At 45.9% G+C, this 15,971-nt stretch carries 17 protein-coding genes and 1 pseudogene; 8 read left to right on the forward strand and 10 right to left on the reverse strand.

From position 1 onward, the window contains the following. The first annotated feature begins 5 nt into the window (after window positions 1-5). The 5 genes from rlmN to J3351_RS10890 all read left to right on the forward strand — a co-directional run bounded on the left by rlmN (window position 6) and on the right by J3351_RS10890 (window position 4,634). Window positions 6-995, forward strand: coding sequence for a 23S rRNA (adenine(2503)-C(2))-methyltransferase RlmN (rlmN, locus tag J3351_RS10870; RefSeq protein ID WP_008978028.1), 990 nt, complete (start codon window positions 6-8; stop codon window positions 993-995). Window positions 996-1,530: 535 nt separating this feature from the next. Next, window positions 1,531-1,971 carry an RNA polymerase sigma factor gene (locus J3351_RS10875; protein WP_008978027.1) on the forward strand — a complete coding sequence of 147 codons (441 nt, stop codon included), beginning with the start codon at window positions 1,531-1,533 and terminating at the stop codon, window positions 1,969-1,971. Then, the gene (locus J3351_RS10880; RefSeq protein WP_019727567.1) at window positions 1,952-2,212 is read left to right on the forward strand and encodes a helix-turn-helix domain-containing protein; all 261 of its coding nucleotides are present in this window, start codon (window positions 1,952-1,954) and stop codon (window positions 2,210-2,212) included. The genes J3351_RS10875 and J3351_RS10880 overlap by 20 nt, the downstream gene beginning before the upstream one ends. 417 nt (window positions 2,213-2,629) lie before the next feature. After that, entirely contained in the window at window positions 2,630-2,857 is a 228-nt protein-coding gene (locus J3351_RS10885) for a transposon-encoded TnpW family protein (RefSeq protein WP_004607973.1), read from the forward strand. A gap of 100 nt (window positions 2,858-2,957) precedes the next feature. Next, a complete protein-coding gene (locus J3351_RS10890; protein ID WP_019727566.1) occupies window positions 2,958-4,634 on the forward strand; it encodes a recombinase family protein in 1,677 nt (558 codons plus the stop codon). Between the two features lie 63 nt (window positions 4,635-4,697). Here the strand turns inward: J3351_RS10890 and J3351_RS10895 are convergent. The 5 genes and pseudogenes from J3351_RS10895 to J3351_RS10915 form a co-directional block, all read right to left on the reverse strand. Then, window positions 4,698-4,886 (reverse strand): annotated as a pseudogene (locus J3351_RS10895) (recombinase family protein); the annotation flags it as partial. Between the two features lie 96 nt (window positions 4,887-4,982). Beyond that, the gene (locus J3351_RS10900; RefSeq protein ID WP_097782879.1) at window positions 4,983-5,276 is read right to left on the reverse strand and encodes a hypothetical protein; all 294 of its coding nucleotides are present in this window, start codon (window positions 5,274-5,276) and stop codon (window positions 4,983-4,985) included. 17 nt (window positions 5,277-5,293) lie between these two features. Next, on the reverse strand, window positions 5,294-6,559 hold the full coding sequence (locus tag J3351_RS10905; protein WP_207697738.1) for a plasmid recombination protein: 1,266 nt from the start codon (window positions 6,557-6,559) through the stop codon (window positions 5,294-5,296). A 365-nt stretch (window positions 6,560-6,924) separates the two neighbouring features. Then, window positions 6,925-8,241: a phage/plasmid primase, P4 family gene (locus tag J3351_RS10910; protein WP_207697739.1), complete on the reverse strand. Its 1,317-nt coding sequence runs from the start codon at window positions 8,239-8,241 to the stop codon at window positions 6,925-6,927. Window positions 8,242-8,314: 73 nt separating this feature from the next. Then, a complete protein-coding gene (locus tag J3351_RS10915; RefSeq protein WP_374222248.1) occupies window positions 8,315-8,956 on the reverse strand; it encodes a CHC2 zinc finger domain-containing protein in 642 nt (213 codons plus the stop codon). Window positions 8,957-9,270: 314 nt separating this feature from the next. Between J3351_RS10915 and J3351_RS10920 the strand changes: the two genes are divergently transcribed. Together J3351_RS10920 and J3351_RS10925 are read left to right on the forward strand one after the other, a co-directional pair. Further along, a complete protein-coding gene (locus tag J3351_RS10920; protein WP_097838887.1) occupies window positions 9,271-10,101 on the forward strand; it encodes a helix-turn-helix transcriptional regulator in 831 nt (276 codons plus the stop codon). After that, window positions 10,085-10,741 carry a sigma-70 family RNA polymerase sigma factor gene (locus J3351_RS10925; RefSeq protein WP_097838886.1) on the forward strand — a complete coding sequence of 219 codons (657 nt, stop codon included), beginning with the start codon at window positions 10,085-10,087 and terminating at the stop codon, window positions 10,739-10,741. The genes J3351_RS10920 and J3351_RS10925 overlap by 17 nt, the downstream gene beginning before the upstream one ends. 51 nt (window positions 10,742-10,792) lie before the next feature. Here J3351_RS10925 and J3351_RS10930 read toward each other — a convergent pair whose 3' ends face one another. The 5 genes from J3351_RS10930 to J3351_RS10950 all read right to left on the reverse strand — a co-directional run bounded on the left by J3351_RS10930 (window position 10,793) and on the right by J3351_RS10950 (window position 15,028). Continuing rightward, window positions 10,793-11,380 (reverse strand): DUF2812 domain-containing protein, encoded by a 588-nt coding sequence (locus tag J3351_RS10930; RefSeq protein ID WP_097838885.1) that lies wholly within the window; start codon window positions 11,378-11,380, stop codon window positions 10,793-10,795. A 1-nt stretch (window position 11,381) separates the two neighbouring features. After that, window positions 11,382-11,705 (reverse strand): PadR family transcriptional regulator, encoded by a 324-nt coding sequence (locus J3351_RS10935; RefSeq protein ID WP_097782885.1) that lies wholly within the window; start codon window positions 11,703-11,705, stop codon window positions 11,382-11,384. Further along, the gene (locus tag J3351_RS10940) at window positions 11,702-13,357 is read right to left on the reverse strand and encodes an ABC transporter ATP-binding protein (RefSeq protein ID WP_207697741.1); all 1,656 of its coding nucleotides are present in this window, start codon (window positions 13,355-13,357) and stop codon (window positions 11,702-11,704) included. The genes J3351_RS10935 and J3351_RS10940 overlap by 4 nt, the downstream gene beginning before the upstream one ends. Window positions 13,358-13,362: 5 nt before the next feature. Then, window positions 13,363-14,697 (reverse strand): Cys-every-fifth radical SAM/SPASM peptide maturase CefB, encoded by a 1,335-nt coding sequence (locus tag J3351_RS10945; RefSeq protein WP_207697742.1) that lies wholly within the window; start codon window positions 14,695-14,697, stop codon window positions 13,363-13,365. 76 nt (window positions 14,698-14,773) lie between these two features. Beyond that, entirely contained in the window at window positions 14,774-15,028 is a 255-nt protein-coding gene (locus tag J3351_RS10950) for a Cys-every-fifth RiPP peptide CefA (RefSeq protein ID WP_207697743.1), read from the reverse strand. Window positions 15,029-15,386: 358 nt separating this feature from the next. Between J3351_RS10950 and J3351_RS10955 the strand changes: the two genes are divergently transcribed. Continuing rightward, entirely contained in the window at window positions 15,387-15,959 is a 573-nt protein-coding gene (locus J3351_RS10955; protein WP_242699392.1) for a S24 family peptidase, read from the forward strand. The last annotated feature ends 12 nt before the right edge of the window (window positions 15,960-15,971 follow it).

Raw genomic sequence — 15,971 nt, forward strand, 5'->3', positions numbered from 1 at the left:
ATTAAATGAAACACTTACCTAAAAGTACACCTACGGAAATATTGAATGACCCATACGGATTTACTTACAAAGAAATGTCGGAAGTAATTGGAGAGGATAAAGCAAGAGCCTTATATGCGAAATTGTATAAACAGCCATTTCACAAAAAAAATCTATCAATATCAACAAAAAAAGTCTATAAAAGTAGCGATACTGAAAAGTATGTTTATGAATTGAAAGACAACAGGTATATCGAAACGGTTTTTATTAAACGGCGAGATGGTGGGACTGTTTGCGTAAGTACGCAAGTTGGTTGTTCTGTTGGCTGTATTTTTTGTGAGTCCGGACGCAATGGTTTCGTTCGTAATCTAACACCGTCTGAAATTGTGCAGCAGGTCATATTGATACGTCAAAAAGTAAATCGTATCGTTTTTATGGGAATGGGAGAACCTTTATTCAATTACGACAACTTGATTGCAGCAATCCATATTCTTCGAGATAGAAATGGACTTAACTTTCCAACCGACGGCATTACCATATCAACAGTTGGTCCAGTTAATCAATTAAAAAAATTGCGCGAAGAACATCTAAAAATTCAGTTGACAATATCTTTACATGCAGCAACACAGGCTGTGAGAAACTGTATCATTCCTCATATGCACATGTACGCTATTGAAGATGTTGTTAAGCAAGCATTGTCCTATTCACAAAGGCATAATCGAAAAGTGGTATTTGCGTATTTGCTTTTACCAGGTATAAATGACCGTTCCTCAGATATAAGGCAACTTGCAAAATGGTTTAAGGGCAAAAATGTTATGATTAACGTGCTGCAATACAACCCGACGAGTAATTCAAAAATTAGAGCACCACAAAAACAAGAAATGGTTGCGTTCAAACATCAATTAGAGCAAACAGGACTTGAAGTTACCATGAGAGTTTCTCATGGTAGAGAGATTAAAGCAGCTTGTGGACAGTTAGCTAATACATATAATAAAGCCAAAAAACAACAAAAATAATTTAATTAAAAGAGCCAGACGCACAGACGCAGAGCCGATAATATGCAGTTTGAAATACTGCTGTTATCGGCTCTTTTTTGATTTAATTTGTGCCCCCAATAACCATATTGGAGCAAAATCAGAACTGTTGCTTGTCGTTCTTTGATTTCCGCAGCAGCTTTGAAAAATCAAAGCCGCCGTTTCTTTTTATCTTCTCAAGAAATGACGCGGTATCACTGTTAAAAGCGGCGGCTAAAGGAGGTAGCCGCCATGAAGCACATACCATATCGACAAAATCCGACGGTCATTGACACATCAAAAAAAGCCCGACCACCACCGGGGGAAATTACGCTTGTATATATGAACTGTCTAATCATCTAAATACTACTCACAATACCAATGCGCCTGTCCGGGCTTTTCGGACAGGCGCATTTTGCTGCTCAAAAAATTTTTTGAAGAAATTTCAAAAAATCTTCGGCGTTTTTGAAAACCGCCGTATTGCCCCGCGAAAAGGGGGAAGCACCACCAACTTTCCAACGAGAAAGGAGGTGAGAATGTGGAACCTAACAGTAGGGAGTTTTACAAACAGTGTGCTTTTCAGAAGTTTTGTAATACGGTACTTCACAATGAAGCGTGCGACACTCATAGAGAGCTTCGCAGACACAGGGCAAAGGAAGTGACCTTTTCCGACATGACCTTAGACGAAGCGCGACAGCTTCATACGTTTGATGAATATTTCAAACGGGAAACTGTTGAAACCGTCTTTGAGAAAGCCGGGAAGAAAATCACGCCAAAGCTGCTTCTTGAAGCAATCCGTACTTTGCCGGAAGAAAAGCGCAAAGCCATACTGCTGTATTACTTCGAGGGAATGAACGATACCGAGATTGCGGAACTGTTCAATACGTCGAGAAGCACGATACAGTACAGGCGGACAAGCTCTTTTGAGAGATTAAGAAAATATCTGGAGGAAAATGCTGATGAATGGGACGAATGGTAACGAACCCGGCTACCCGGAAAATGCCCTTGTTCCCTATCCTGTCATTGTGGTAGCGACAAAGGGCGACCCGGACGCTATGAAGATTGTCTTGCAGCATTTCAGCGGCTACATAGCCCGCCTCTCCATGCGGAAGCTGTACGACGAGCGCGGGAATGTCTATTTCGGCGTAGACCACGACATTCGGGAACGGCTGCAAGCAAAACTGATGATGGCTGTCCTCACCTTTAAGGCAGAGGAATAAACCGCAGCGGCGGCGGGACGCTTTCTCTCTCCCCCTTTTCCGTTCCGCTGCTGACGCGGCAGCAAAGCCATTCTGAACCTTGACAAAGAAAGCGGCGCAAGATAACGGCGGCGCAGCATAGGGCAAATCGGATACGTTCCTTTTGCGCCGAGCCATACGGCGGGTGCGCCATGACGCTATCCGGGTGAGGTTATCCCCGCCCGGACAGCCGAGCGACCAACACCGCGCCGGAAAGCAAGTGTAGCGGCTTGCGGGCGACGACACGCAGAATATACAATGATACTTCCTTACAGCCACAGTCCGAGCGTTAAGAGCGTCGCAGGCAATGGGTAGGGCTGCATGAGAACCATGCCGGGGTGAAATTCCCATGAGGTTATGCTAATAACCGTCCGATTAAAGCCTTTGTTTTATTGAATAGTGGACTTGCTGCTATTCATAGACTGTATTATATGTTTGCGAAAGAAAGGGGGATTTTCTTTGACGCAAAACCAAACGCCCGTTACCACAACGGAGCATAAAATAGGAAAAGTTACTTACCTTGTATGTTCGTCCGCAAGTGAACGCGCAACGGACACACTGGATAAAAAGATAAAAAAACTCATTCGCAAAGACATGGAACTGAACCCCGCAAACGCCCGGAAATAGGGCGTTTCTTCACATTTTATACATGACACAGGCAGCGGTATGTGGTATAATATAGACAGTACAAATGCCATGCTTGTCTGTCGTCGGAAAGGAGGACAAAATGTTACAGACAGACAAGATTACCGCTTTATATTGCAGATTGAGCCAGGAAGATATGCAGGCCGGGGAAAGCGAGAGCATACAGAACCAAAAGATGATTTTACAAAAGTATGCTGACGAACACCACTTTTTCAACACGCGCTTTTTCGTAGACGACGGATTTTCCGGCGTGAGCTTTGAGCGTGAGGGGCTTCAAGCCATGCTGCACGAAGTTGAAGCCGGGAACGTGGCGACCGTCATAACAAAAGACCTCTCCCGTCTGGGACGTAATTATCTGAAAACCGGGGAGCTGATAGAGATTGTTTTTCCCGAATATGAAGTGCGCTACATTGCCATTAACGACGGTGTAGACACAGCAAGGGAAGATAACGAGTTTACCCCTCTGCGGAACTGGTTCAACGAGTTTTACGCCCGCGACACTTCAAAGAAAATCCGGGCTGTCAAACAGGCAAAGGCGCAGAAAGGCGAGCGCGTCAACGGGCAAGTGCCTTATGGGTACATAGCTGACCCCAACGACCGCAATCATCTATTGCCCGACCCGGAAACGGCGCACATTGTAAAACAGATTTTCGCTATGTATGTGCGCGGCGACCGTATCTGCGAAATCCAGAACTGGCTACGGGAACATGAGGTATTGACTGTTGCAGAATTGCAGTACAGGCGCACAGGAAGCCACAGGCACCCCCGCCCACACCCGAATTGTATTTACAACTGGCCGGATAAGACGCTCTATGACATTCTGGCGCGTAAAGAGTATTTGGGGCATACCATTACAGGCAAGAGCTATAAGGTATCTTACAAATCGAAAAAGACGAAGAAGAACCCGGAGGAAAAGCGTTACTTCTTCCCCAACACACACGAACCCTTGATTGATGAAGAAACCTTTGAGCTTGCACAGAAACGGATTGCCACCAAACACCGCCCTACAAAGGTTGATGAAATTGACATTTTTTCGGGGCTTCTCTTTTGCGGGGACTGCGGCTATAAAATGTATCTGCAACAGGGAGCCGGGACACTGGAACGCAAACACGCCTACACTTGCGGCAAGTATCGAAACAGGATAAGGACTGGCGAGCTTTGCACTACCCATTATATCCGAAAGAGCGTCCTTAAAGAACTTGTCCTTGCCGATTTACAAAGGGTATTGTCCTATGTGAAAGAGCATGAACAGGAGTTTATCGAAACCGCCAACGAGTGCAGCGCAAAGGCAGTACAAAAGACGCTGACGCAGCAACGGAAAGAGCTTGACAAGGCGCAGAGCCGGATTAGCGAGCTGAATATCTTGTTCCGCAAGCTCTATGAGGACAACGCTTTAGGGAAACTTTCAGATGAACAATTTGCTTTTCTGACTTCCGGCTATGACGAAGAAAAAAAGACGCTGACCCGGAGGATTGCGGAACTGTCACAGGAAATTGACAACGCCACCGAGCGCAGCGCGGACGTGAAAAGGTTTGTCGCACTGGTACGCAAATACACCGCCATTACCGAACTGACCTACGAAAACGTCCATGAATTTATTGACCGCATTCTTATTCACGAACTGGATAAGGAAACGAACACCCGCAAAATCGAAATCTTTTATAGCTTTGTCGGCAGAGTTGATACAGGCGACAAGCCTACTGAAAGTATCTCCTATTTCAGACAGATTGGAGCCGACGTAAAGAGTTATGCTATCTAACATACATCAAAAAGAGGTAAGATAACACCCTCTGCAAAAAAGGTTACGTTATCTTACCTCAACAAAGTTGGTGCCAGACCAACCATCATCGATATATTCGCCAACAACGGTCAACCCGTGTTCCTCTGCATACTGACGAAGCATCATGCGCTGGGTCTGGATGCTGCCGCTTTCACCCTGCAATTCATCGTCACGGCTTAGTCTAAGGTACAGTGCAGTGTTATAGATCATCGTATTGTTAGGCTGTTTCATAGTAGAGCCTCCTTCTTAAAAGAAACAGCCCACGCTTACAATACTTCTGCTTCCATTATACCGTAAGTGTGGGCTGGATTCAATTCGTTTTTATCATCAGGCGCATCGGTTAGCTGAATACTGAATCACATCTTCCAGCAGTGTGCCGACTGATTTTCCATTTTCTGCGAAATGTTCGGTCATTTTGATTTTGGTGTTGCCACAGTAAAAATAGAGCGTACCGTCTGGCTCTTTAACATAGTAAGACGTGTTCTCAAGAGTAGGTTCGGGACCCGCGTACTCCGAATCCTGCCATTCTTCGAGTAAATTGACAGGTGGTTCACAAATAGGCTCATAACAGGAGCAAAGGTCAATCGCATCGTTCATCATATCAGTGCTTCTATTATCCATTCAGTATCCTCCGAAAATCAAAGTTCCATATCCTGCCCATGCCTGCGGTTTCGCTGTGGCACATTCATGGTGCACTCCTGCTTGGGGGCAAGAATCTTTTCCAGAAAACCGCGCACCAGTTCTGGCGCACGGCGCATAGCATCCAGATAGGGTTTCACGTCGTACCACAGGTCGTGGTACTTGTTGCTCCAACGAACGGCCTCCTTCTTGGCCGTGGAAAGTTCTTCTTTCAGGCGACGGTTCTCCACGTCCATCATATAGCCGTGGTCAGCCTGTTTTTTTAGCTTGGAAAATTCTTCTTCGGTCAGCGAATAGTTGCCGAGGAATGTGCGCTTGCCAATATAATCCAGATCGCGCGCATGAATGAGGGCTTCTTTCGTGAGTGTAGTCTTTTTCTGAACAGCGGCAAGTTCCTTCTCCTTTTTGGAGAGGGTCTGACAGGTTTTAGCAAGCGACTGTGCTTGCTGGTCGGCTTGAGCAGTCAGGGTGTCCAGCCGTTCCTGCTCCCTCTGAACTTTGAACTGGGTGACGGTCAGGTGTTCTTCGGTGCTGCCGCGTTCACCGCGCTCTACATCCGTGTACCCGGCGTTGCGCATATAGTTGAAGAAATCGTCTTGCAGGACACTGTACGACTTCTTCAGGACGGGCTTGCCATTCTTTTGCAGGACAGGCTTTCCGGCATCGTCCAGCAAGGGCTTGGATGCCCACTTCTTGCTTCGGCTGACCTGCATGACGGTCTCCTTGATTGTGCCGACCAACGCCTTGTCCTTGCAGCGTTTCGACCAGAGGATCTGCTTTTCAACCACAGGCACATAGACCACATGGAGGTGGTAGTGGTAGACCTCCCGGCCTAGTGCTTCGGTCATGGCACGGTTGATCTCATCGGAGTGCATGACTGCCGAAAGGATATACTGCTCACCACCAACGATCTGAACGGCTGCTCTGTAGGCATCCTCATAGAACTGTTTGGCGAACTCATAGCCGCCGTGGTTGTCAAAGTAGGCTGAGTTGACATCAAAGACAAGTTCGCAGTAATGGGTGGCATCCGGCTTCAGGCCGCGCGTGGAGATGGTTCCATCGGCTTCCAGTTGGGCGAACAGGTCAGTATGGCTGGCGGTTGGCTTCTTGAAGTGGACGTTCCATGCAGCGCGCTGGGGGATAATGTCGGGGTTCCGATAGCTGTCCTTTTCACGCTCGTTGTGCTGCTGGGTGTTGCCAACAGCCTTATCCGAAACGGCGAGATTTCGGACACTGGTGCGGTCAATACCATCATTTCTTGCCAAAAGGCATCCCTCCTTTCAAGGTTCATCGGGAGGTGACGGGGAACGGAGATGCACTTCTGCGGAAGTGTAATAACCCACTATGACACTTTCATCCCTGCGGTCTGCAAAGTGTAGTGGGCTCTCCGAGGGGAAACGTCTCCTGCGGGAGAGTTACAATCAAGTTCGCACAATGCGAACTTGATTGCTCCGTACGCATCTGAAAAAATTGCGTACGGAGTTCAAATAACCTGTACGGTTCGTACGGTGTACAGAAATGCAAAATACAAACGATACCACGTTTTAATTTGCTTCAATTCGCCGTACAGGTGCGTACAAGTACAGACCGTACAGGTTGTACGAACTTCTTCCGTGAAAAAATGCACTTTTTACGGGCAGGGGTGGACAAGCGGCTCGATGCCTACAAAACCCCGCACCCTGCGGCCACCGGGCAGGTAGATGTTGTTGGTGGCTTCAAGGTTGTAGCGACGGTCATTCTGGCGAAGTTCTGCGCTGAAACGGATCGCCGATACGCTGTGGCAGGCGTTGTCCTCGCACCATTGTTTATAAATGTCATAGAACTCCTTGGAGCTGATGGAGTAGTCCGCCTTGAAACGGAAGTAGCCCTCGGACTCCATAAAGTCGATGACATTGTTGCTGCTGCGCTTGATGGTGTCCACGTTGGCGGCGGCTCGTTCGCTGACCGTGAAGCGGAAATCATTCTGCACCAGCCGGTGCAGCCCTTCCAGACACCAGAGCAGGATGCCCTCCAACTCGGCGCACATCTTCTCCACAAGGAAGGGGTCATCCGTGCGGTCGGCAGGCTTGTCCTTAGTGGTCAGGATAAGCTGGCGGCGAAAGAAACCGTCCGAATGGTCATACAGCGAGGTCAACGCACCGTTGCCGAAGCAGAGGAACCGGGCGTAAATGTCCCGCTGGTAGCTCTGGACACCTTTGCGCTCCAAGTCCAGCTTGGCTTCGGCGGTGACGATGGTCTTGATATAGTTGGTCTTGGGCAGGGCGTTCATGTCCATGTCATCGTCGATCATCAGCAGGCGGCGTTCCAGATCGGCACGGGCAAAACGGTTGTTCTCGACTTTCTGGACGCTGCCGTTGCTGGCGGCATCTCCCATGAGCCGCTTGAGCACCAGCCCGATGCGGGACTTGCCCTCGCCGCCCTTGCCGACAATGAGCATCATCTTCTGTCCCTTGGTGCTGGGGATCAGGCAGTAGCCCAGATATTCCTGCAAGGTGGGGATGTCGGCATCGTCCAGCAGCTCGTGCAGAAAGGTCAGCCAGTGATCAGGGCTGGCGGCTTTGGGGTCATACCTCACAGGCAGGCGGTTCTGGCAGAACAGGCGGCTCTCCTGAAAGGTACCGTCCGGCAGATGGTACACGCCGTTCTGGAGGTGGATGCAGTCCTGTTCGATGGGGAACGGGTCGGAAAAGGCCAGCAGCTTGATGGTCTCCAGAATGTTGGTGACCTTTTTGGACAGGCCGGAGGTGACATATTCCTCGATGTTCTCCAAGATGCGCTGCTTGATCTCGCTCTCGTCCTCCACCGGGCCGTCCAGCGTGTACAGTGTTCCGTTGACGCATTTCAGCGGCCACTGTTCCAGAAAGGCACGGCCAAACTGGACTTCGTCAATTTTCTTGCCGTTGTACCAGTCCGGCCATAAGGGGTTGCGGGAAATGTTTTTCTTCATAGGGTGGTTCTCCTTTAGAAAAGTGAAGTGGCGGGTCTCACGGTGAGACCCACCACTTCGGGTGAATAAATTATCAGGCGCACTTCGCCAGAGCAAGGCGGTCGGTGCGCTCCTCCAGCATCAGCAGGTACGACCCGGACAGCAGCCGTGCAGCGGCATCGGCCTTCTGCTGGGGCGTTCCGAATGCAACGCAGTCCGTCAGGTGCTCGATGGTCTCGGTCATGTGGAGGGCTTCCACGAACCGCTCGTCCAGCGGTTCTTCCGGGCTGGCGGGCTTGTAACGCTCTCGCCAGTCGTGCAGCAGGTCGAGATAATCGGTCAGCACCCGCAGGCAGTAGGCGATGTCTGCCCACTGCTCGTCTGTCAGGCCGCGCTTGGGCGGCGGCAGGGCAATGGCGTTGGCGGGCGGCTTGTCCGGGTCAAGCCAGAGCTTGTCGGGGCGGGGCCCCTCCATCTTGCTGACGCAAGACCGCTCTGTCACTTGCAGTCCCCACTGGGGACTGCATTGCTTCGCAAACGCGAAGTCATTTATCAGCTTCTCGGCGGCTTGCCGGGGGTTCAGGTCGAACAGCTTGGCGGTGAGGTCGATGGCATCGCCGTTGGCTCCGCAGCCAAAGCAGTAATAATAGGTGTCGTTCAGCATCATACTGGGGTGGTTGTCGGAGTGGAACGGACAGCACACCATGCCATGGCGGTCTGGCTCCATGCCGTACATCTCTCCCACCTGCCGAACGGTGATGGCGGACTTGACAGTTTGATACAGGCTCAAGGGCATTCCTCCTTTGTTTCGTGCGTTTCACCAGAGTACCCAGCGTGGGAACTCTGGTGTTTTTTGCTTCCTGCCTGAATATACGGAAAATTTTGCAGGAAGGGCGAAAAAGCGGCAGGACTGCAACGGAAAAAGAAAAATGCCCTCACCAGTTGCAGATTTGCAACAGCGAGAGCAGCGAAAAAAGTCGTATTGAACAGAACGGGCAGATATATTATAATAAGTAAAAAGATTGAGCTTTCAAAAGGAGGGCCGACCACATGGCACAGGAATATCTGCCCGCACCATCCAACGTCCGTCTTGCGGACTTGATGAAAGAACATAACATCAACCAACAGGAGCTTGCCAAGGAGATCGGCTGCTCCAAGAGCACCATAAACCGCTTTATCAGTGGGGCAAAAGGAACCCTGACCCATGAGCAGGCACTGAAAATCGCAAGGCTGTTCAACGTATCTACGGATTTTCTGCTGGGAGAAACAAATATCCCTGATCGCAAAAACTACGACATTGCCGAACTGGGCTTGTCCGTAGAAGCAGCAAAGAACCTCTACACAGGGCGCGTCAATACAGAGGTAGTCAACTTGCTGCTGGAAAACGCCCGCTTTGCAGAGCTTACTTACCGTATAGCACAGTATTTTGATGATACGTTTGCGTCCGGCATTGCGGCACAGAATGCCATGCTCACGACATTGAGCACCCTGCTGCGCACAAAGGTCAAAACCCCGGCAGCAGCTAAAGCCGCAAAGGACATCAGCCTTCGGAGAAAGCCAGTGTATCAAGGCGACCTTGATGACATTGAGATGTACTTCATGGCGGCGGTCAAGGAAATCAAAAAGGGCATCGGGAGCCATTACGCCGAACAGGAAGCTATGAGCAAGAAAGTGGCAGAGAAAATGTTTACGGAATTGACAAAGGGGCAGGACGTGCAGCACCCAACGATTACAGCAGAGCAGTTGACGGATGCAATGTTGGACAGCGTTTCGGGCATGGAGGGAGCTACGCCGGAAGCACTGGAGCAGCTGCGGAGTGGCCTGTTGGGAATCTTGCAGTCTGCCGCAGAGCAGGAAAACGCCTATGAAGCAGACGAATGAACGGCTTTGTGCGCTGGCACAGAAAGGCGATGCCGCCGCACTGGACAGCCTGATCGAAAACAACAAGTCCTTTATCGGCAAGGTGGCAAACGACCTCTTCCGCAGCATGAATCTGGCACAGTCTGGCTTGAACCTTGACATAGACGATTTGAAACAGGCGGGCAATCTTGGCTTATGGAAGGCCGTGCCAAAGTTCGATGCAGCGCGCGGCATGAAGTTCCTGACTTATGCGGCTCCTGCCATCCGTAATGCTATGATGGACATGGTGCGGGATGCCTTTGCCGCTTTTGAGCAGCGGATGGTGACAGAGGACAAGTGCTGCCAGCGCGTTTCGCTGGACGATGTTCTGCCGGGAGAGGAACAACTGCGGCGCATCGAAGCCATAGCTGACCCTTATGCCATGCAGCCACAGAGCATTATGGAGGAACAGGAATCGCGACGGGAGCTGTACGATGGTCTGAACCGGCTGACCCAGCGCGAGCAGACTTATCTGCTGTACCGCTATGGCTTCACCGATGGCGAGGAACATCCGCTGATCGGCACGGCGATATACTTTCACCTGACAAAAGGCCGCGCCAAAAAGACGGAGGAACAGGCTATGGATAACCTGTGGTTGGAACTGCCGTGGTGGTTTATATGAATAGGCAGAGAGATTGTATTAAATTGAGTGAATTACGATAGAGAACAAAAGCTAATCTTCCCTTGTTCGACGCTCTTTAATAATCTTATAAATTGGAAACCAATAGACAATAACGATGATAAGGCATGTGATTGCTAACGCACTATAGATGAAAGATTTCATAAGCACAGCCATAATCATAAAGATGAAAAAAAAGAATATCCACGGCGACTGTGCTGATTTATACAAAGCTAGTTTATCTTCAAGGGTAGTATATAATTCAAATGGCTTTCCATCATTCTTTTTTTCGACAATCAATAATTCTTTGTTAAGTGTCGTCTTAGGCGTTGATAGCTTTCCACCTGATTCAGCCCACGGACGAAATTGTACTTTGGCAAGAGAGTAGTTTAGATTAATGTTCTTGAAAAAAACAACGTATCCTAAGCTTTGAAGAAATTCAACATACTTGTCTGAGCTTTCACGACTCTTGTGACCAATATAATCAATCTTATATTGATATTCCCCCGGAGTGCATGTTTCAAACTCATAGATAGCCCGTGATGTATTTATTAAGTGATACCCTTGTTGGGACATTCTATTAAGCCATTTCTCTTGTAAGGATAATAGACAACCAAAAAAACGTACCTTTTTGTAGCGCATATTAAATCTCCTTTGAAATCCTTTCCGCTAAGTCGATTAATTGATGAAGTCGATCTATTTCGGTTTGGACAGCCTCCTTTCCAGAAGGTGTTATTAAATATACTTTTTTTCTGCTTGTACTTTCAGTGCTTTGTAATTTAATCCATCCTTTTTGTTCTAACGAGGATAGAGCACCATATAATGTCCCTGCTCCTAATAATACCCTTCCGTTTGTTACTTCCTCAACAAATTGAATGATTGCATATCCATGCCTTGGTTCATAAAGGGACAAAAGTATTAAATCTGTAACTTCTGTAAGGGTTCCCCCTTGCACATAGTCTTTCATAGAACCTCCGCTTCGAATATGTGCCCTTTATCCAAATTGATTGTCACATCGGCTAAATCCACTATATTTTTGTCGTGTGTAGAAATTATAATGATTCGATTTTTCTTTATTGAGGTTAAATATTTTTTGAGGTCATCAATACTGTCTTTATCCAATGCAGAGGTTGGCTCATCCAATAGAATTATAGAAGGATTGTGCACCAATGCTCGCATAAGCGTTATTTTTTGCTTCTCGCCACCAGATAGAGTAATGAATCTATTGTCGATAGGAGTGTCGACACCTTTTTCTAATTTATCAAACAACCCGCGTAAATGTAAGATGGAAATCAACTTATTCCCAATGACTGTATCGTTGTGCACAGAATCAAGATAGATGTTGTAGCGTATGGTGTCATCGAATACAATTGGCGTTTGCTCGCAAAAACCAATCAATGTGCGGCGTAAAGTGTAAACATCAAGTGCTTTAATAGAATAATTATCGTAATAAATATCCCCGATGATATCACTGTTGTATAATCCAACGATGGCATTGAGTAACGAGCTCTTTCCGGAACCATTTGCGCCCATCAGAACATATATCTTTGACTGTTCGAATATTAGGTTTACATTGGATAGTATTTGCCTCTTGTTCAAAATAAGTCCAAGATTATTGAGTTTGATCTGTTTGACCTGCTTTGGACAAGTATCCCCAATAAGCTCCTCTGGAATATCCAGTAGAGCATTTAGCCGCTCGTATGAAACATTGGTATCTTGAATGTTTTTTCCAAGAGAAAAAAAGTAGCGAATAGCTGAAAGCGTCATTGAAAAATAAGTGGTGATAATAGTGAATTCTCCTATTGTCATTTGTGATTGAATGACTTTGAATCCCCCATATATAAACAAAAAAATGCGTCCAATAGTTATAATAACTGTATCCCAAGCAGAGAATTTGTATGACTCTTTTTGATACTTTAATGCAGAGCACATTAAAGTATCAAAATATGAAGTCATTTTATCCGAAAATGAATTAACAATTGAAAACAGTTTGATTTGTTTTATGGTTGAGAGTTGGCTGTACAACTTCGAAAAAAAGAAAGCCTGACTTTCTTTTAAATTATAGCTACTTCTGTACAGTGGAGCTCTGAGAAAGAAGTATCCTATGCAGTAAAAAGGAATAAGAATAAAAATAAATAGAAAGATTGCGGGATTGTATGAGAAAACAATAAAAAGGCCCAACACGATTGTAAATAAATTAACGATGATGTTTTGAAAAAGAGAAATGCAAAAGGTCGAAACAACATTTGAGTCGCTATTTATCTTTTGACTGAGAGAAGAGACGTCTTTTCCGGCGAAAAAAGATAAAGAAACTTTCTGTAAGTGTACAATAACTTTTCTGTTAAGATCAAATGCGATAGTGGTTTGAAGTTTTGCATATAGTCTATTGCAAATATATCCTATAAATAGTCCTAATAAACTGGCAACGGCAAAGATAACTGCAAATAAGAGGATTCCGTTTGCTCCATTTCCACTTGTCAGAAAATCTATGAACGTACCATTGATATATGGAACAATCAATGAAAAGATACTTGAAAAGATGCAAATTGCGATATAAAGAAAAAGCTGTCTGCGGCATTTGACAAGTGAATTTTTACATAGATTAAAAAAACGATTCAAGTTATTTACTTTTTGACCTCCACATTTGTTTTGATCTTTTCGTTCACAAAATGCAAAATTTGCTTTTCAACAACGCCTTTCGTTTTAAAACAACCTGGCGCATGATACGTTTTAGATTGATTGTAACTAACGGAACCGCAACCGCCACCACAGACCGGTAGATACACGCATTCTCGACATTCATGATTCTCCAAAGGGTCTCTTGTCATCCAATCGTAGAATGCGTATGTTTTATTGATAAGATTACCCTCGGAATCAATGGTTCCAACTCTATGCTGCTCAAATCCTGCGTGTTCCCAGCATTTATAAACGGAACAATCTGGAGTAACTGTAAATTGGCTATCACTATATAATCCGCAGAACATCCATCGTTGCATTGGACGGGGAGTACAAGCAAATCCGTTTACTTGTAATTCATTCCACAGGTGCTCAAGAACATCGCTAATTTCACTATCGGCAAAGCAGTTTCCAGCATAAGAGGAGCAAGCACTTGTCGAACTTCTAACAATGCCAAAATCAATAGAGGCACAAGTTAAGTTTTCACCATATTTTCCCAAGTATTTTAAAAGCGTGTCAGTATCATTAATATTTGTTTTATCAATGTTGATTCTTATGACGGCATTGATCTTGGGGTATGCAAGAACCTTCTTAATGGAATCTATAACGTCATTAAATGAGGGATTCCCGTTCTTATAAGGTCTTCTGGAATTGTGTGCTTCAGGCATTCCGTCAAGTGTAATTTGAACCATATTACAATTATGTTTAGAAAGTTGCTGGAGTACATAGTTATTCAGTAATGTTCCATTTGTTATTATGCCACATGAAAAGGAAATGCTATTTTGGGTGCAGTAGCTATGAAGTTCATCAAGAATGAACAAGCCCTCTTTAATATTAACTAAGGGTTCTCCTCCAAATAATACAATATACATGGACTTTGAACGTCTGCTTTTAGCTTCGTTTTTCATGAATTTTATATATTGGAGCGCATGCTCATGATCCATGGTTTCGTTTTTTTCCCCGGCACCTTCATAACAATATACACAAGAGAAATTGCACGACCAAGTTAATATAATAGTTGAGGAAAGCACTTCTGAAAAATATTTGTTTCGATTGTTAAAATATGAAAAATATCGTAGTTCATCAACAGTGTCTTCAATGATAACGCCAGCACGAGAAAACAATTCGCGGCTGCGGCAATCCAAAGACGAAATATCATTTTTCTTGATGGAATCGAGTGCTTCATAGGAAAGAAAAAATGTATTTCCCGTGAATGTATTAAAAAGAATTGGCTTATCCGTTCCTTTTTCAAACAGGACTAAATTATATCTTGAAAATTTCATATAATTACCATAGCATAGCTGCCTCGATTTAAACCTTTAAATCTGACATTGTGAAATTTTTGAATCCTAAGAAATTTTAGTCATCGAGAGAGAATGGGCCGGGAGCCGGTGTTAGGTTGAAAATACAACCGTCAACTGTACAAGCATTGATGCAAACATTCGCAACACAGCCCGCAGTTACACAAATATCTGCTGGACAGGCATTGGCACCACAGGCAGCAGTGCCACAAGCATTAATTGCGCATCCGGCATCAATAGGGCAGGCAACAGCCACACAGCCATCGTTTGAAGACTGCGTTGTATACGCATTACCGAGGTATTCAGTTTCCATGAGAAATCTCCTTTTTTTGTGCGTGAAACTATTCATAGGAAGCAGCTATGCTATGTGGCTTAGTCACTATGAAAGCTCATTTACGATGAGGTTGATGCTTCACGAAACCGTTCGGCATGGAGAATCGTACACATTGATTCGTCCAAGCTAATTATATCGTTAACCGTAATAGTAATCAAGAGTTTATAAAGCGTGTCTTTGAATTTTGTGACATTGAACAGGTTATAGAAAAGCTTTTTGTGAAATATCATGTCAAATATTGTAAGCGTGGGTTACACTTAGTAAGTGGTATCTTTAATTAAGGGAAACGGGATACACCACTCCCAGCATCTACCAACTGGTTGCAATCTGCCACGCATTGAACATCAAGGAAGGACCTTCCTACTTTACAAAGACCTTTCAGAAACCCGCCCTTCTAAATGCCATCGGGCAAAAAAAGGTCGCTGAGTACGAAATGGACTTGATTGCATCTCGGCGCTACCAGCCAGGCACAGAAGAGCCTGCGAAAATCGACTGCATAATGATGCCAGTATCAGAATTGCCAGTATCGGCAGGTCTAGGAGCTTTTCTTGAAGGTGAAATGTTTCAGCAGATACAAGTGCCTGCCAGTAGCGTTCCGGCTGGTGCCGAGTTCGGGATATACGTTAGCGGTGATAGTATGGAGCCACGTTATCATAGCGGACAGATCGTATGGGTAAAGCGCTGCGAAGAACTTGCATGCGGAGATATCGGGATATTCGTATATGATGACTGCGGATATCTGAAAAAATACGATGAACATACCCCAGATAAGTCCCAAGCAGAGTTCTTTACCGACAGCTATGGCGTGGTGCATAACCAACCGGTTTTGGTTTCTCTTAACACCAAATATTCGCCGATCCTTATATCTCCTGAGCAAAGATTCGAGGTTGTTGGAAAAGTTTTGAACTAAAAAGATGGGAGG

It is taken from the genome of Faecalibacterium sp. Marseille-Q0746, from assembly GCF_017377595.1.
In the GTDB taxonomy this organism is placed as follows: domain Bacteria; phylum Bacillota; class Clostridia; order Oscillospirales; family Ruminococcaceae; genus Faecalibacterium; species Faecalibacterium duncaniae.

Bases quoted from the DNA above. Each gene is read 5' to 3' on its own strand.
- rlmN (WP_008978028.1), top strand. From the start codon at position 6: ATGAAACACTTACCTAAAAGTACACCTACGGAAATATTGAATGACCCA.
- J3351_RS10880 (WP_019727567.1), top strand. From the start codon at position 1,952: ATGAATGGGACGAATGGTAACGAACCCGGCTACCCGGAAAATGCCCTT.
- J3351_RS10890 (WP_019727566.1), top strand. From the start codon at position 2,958: ATGTTACAGACAGACAAGATTACCGCTTTATATTGCAGATTGAGCCAG.
- J3351_RS10900 (WP_097782879.1), bottom strand. From the start codon at position 5,276: ATGGATAATAGAAGCACTGATATGATGAACGATGCGATTGACCTTTGC.
- J3351_RS10910 (WP_207697739.1), bottom strand. From the start codon at position 8,241: ATGAAGAAAAACATTTCCCGCAACCCCTTATGGCCGGACTGGTACAAC.
- J3351_RS10915 (WP_374222248.1), bottom strand. From the start codon at position 8,956: ATGTACGGCATGGAGCCAGACCGCCATGGCATGGTGTGCTGTCCGTTC.
- J3351_RS10920 (WP_097838887.1), top strand. From the start codon at position 9,271: ATGGCACAGGAATATCTGCCCGCACCATCCAACGTCCGTCTTGCGGAC.
- J3351_RS10925 (WP_097838886.1), top strand. From the start codon at position 10,085: ATGAAGCAGACGAATGAACGGCTTTGTGCGCTGGCACAGAAAGGCGAT.
- J3351_RS10930 (WP_097838885.1), bottom strand. From the start codon at position 11,380: ATGCGCTACAAAAAGGTACGTTTTTTTGGTTGTCTATTATCCTTACAA.
- J3351_RS10935 (WP_097782885.1), bottom strand. From the start codon at position 11,705: ATGAAAGACTATGTGCAAGGGGGAACCCTTACAGAAGTTACAGATTTA.
- J3351_RS10945 (WP_207697742.1), bottom strand. From the start codon at position 14,697: ATGAAATTTTCAAGATATAATTTAGTCCTGTTTGAAAAAGGAACGGAT.
- J3351_RS10950 (WP_207697743.1), bottom strand. From the start codon at position 15,028: ATGGAAACTGAATACCTCGGTAATGCGTATACAACGCAGTCTTCAAAC.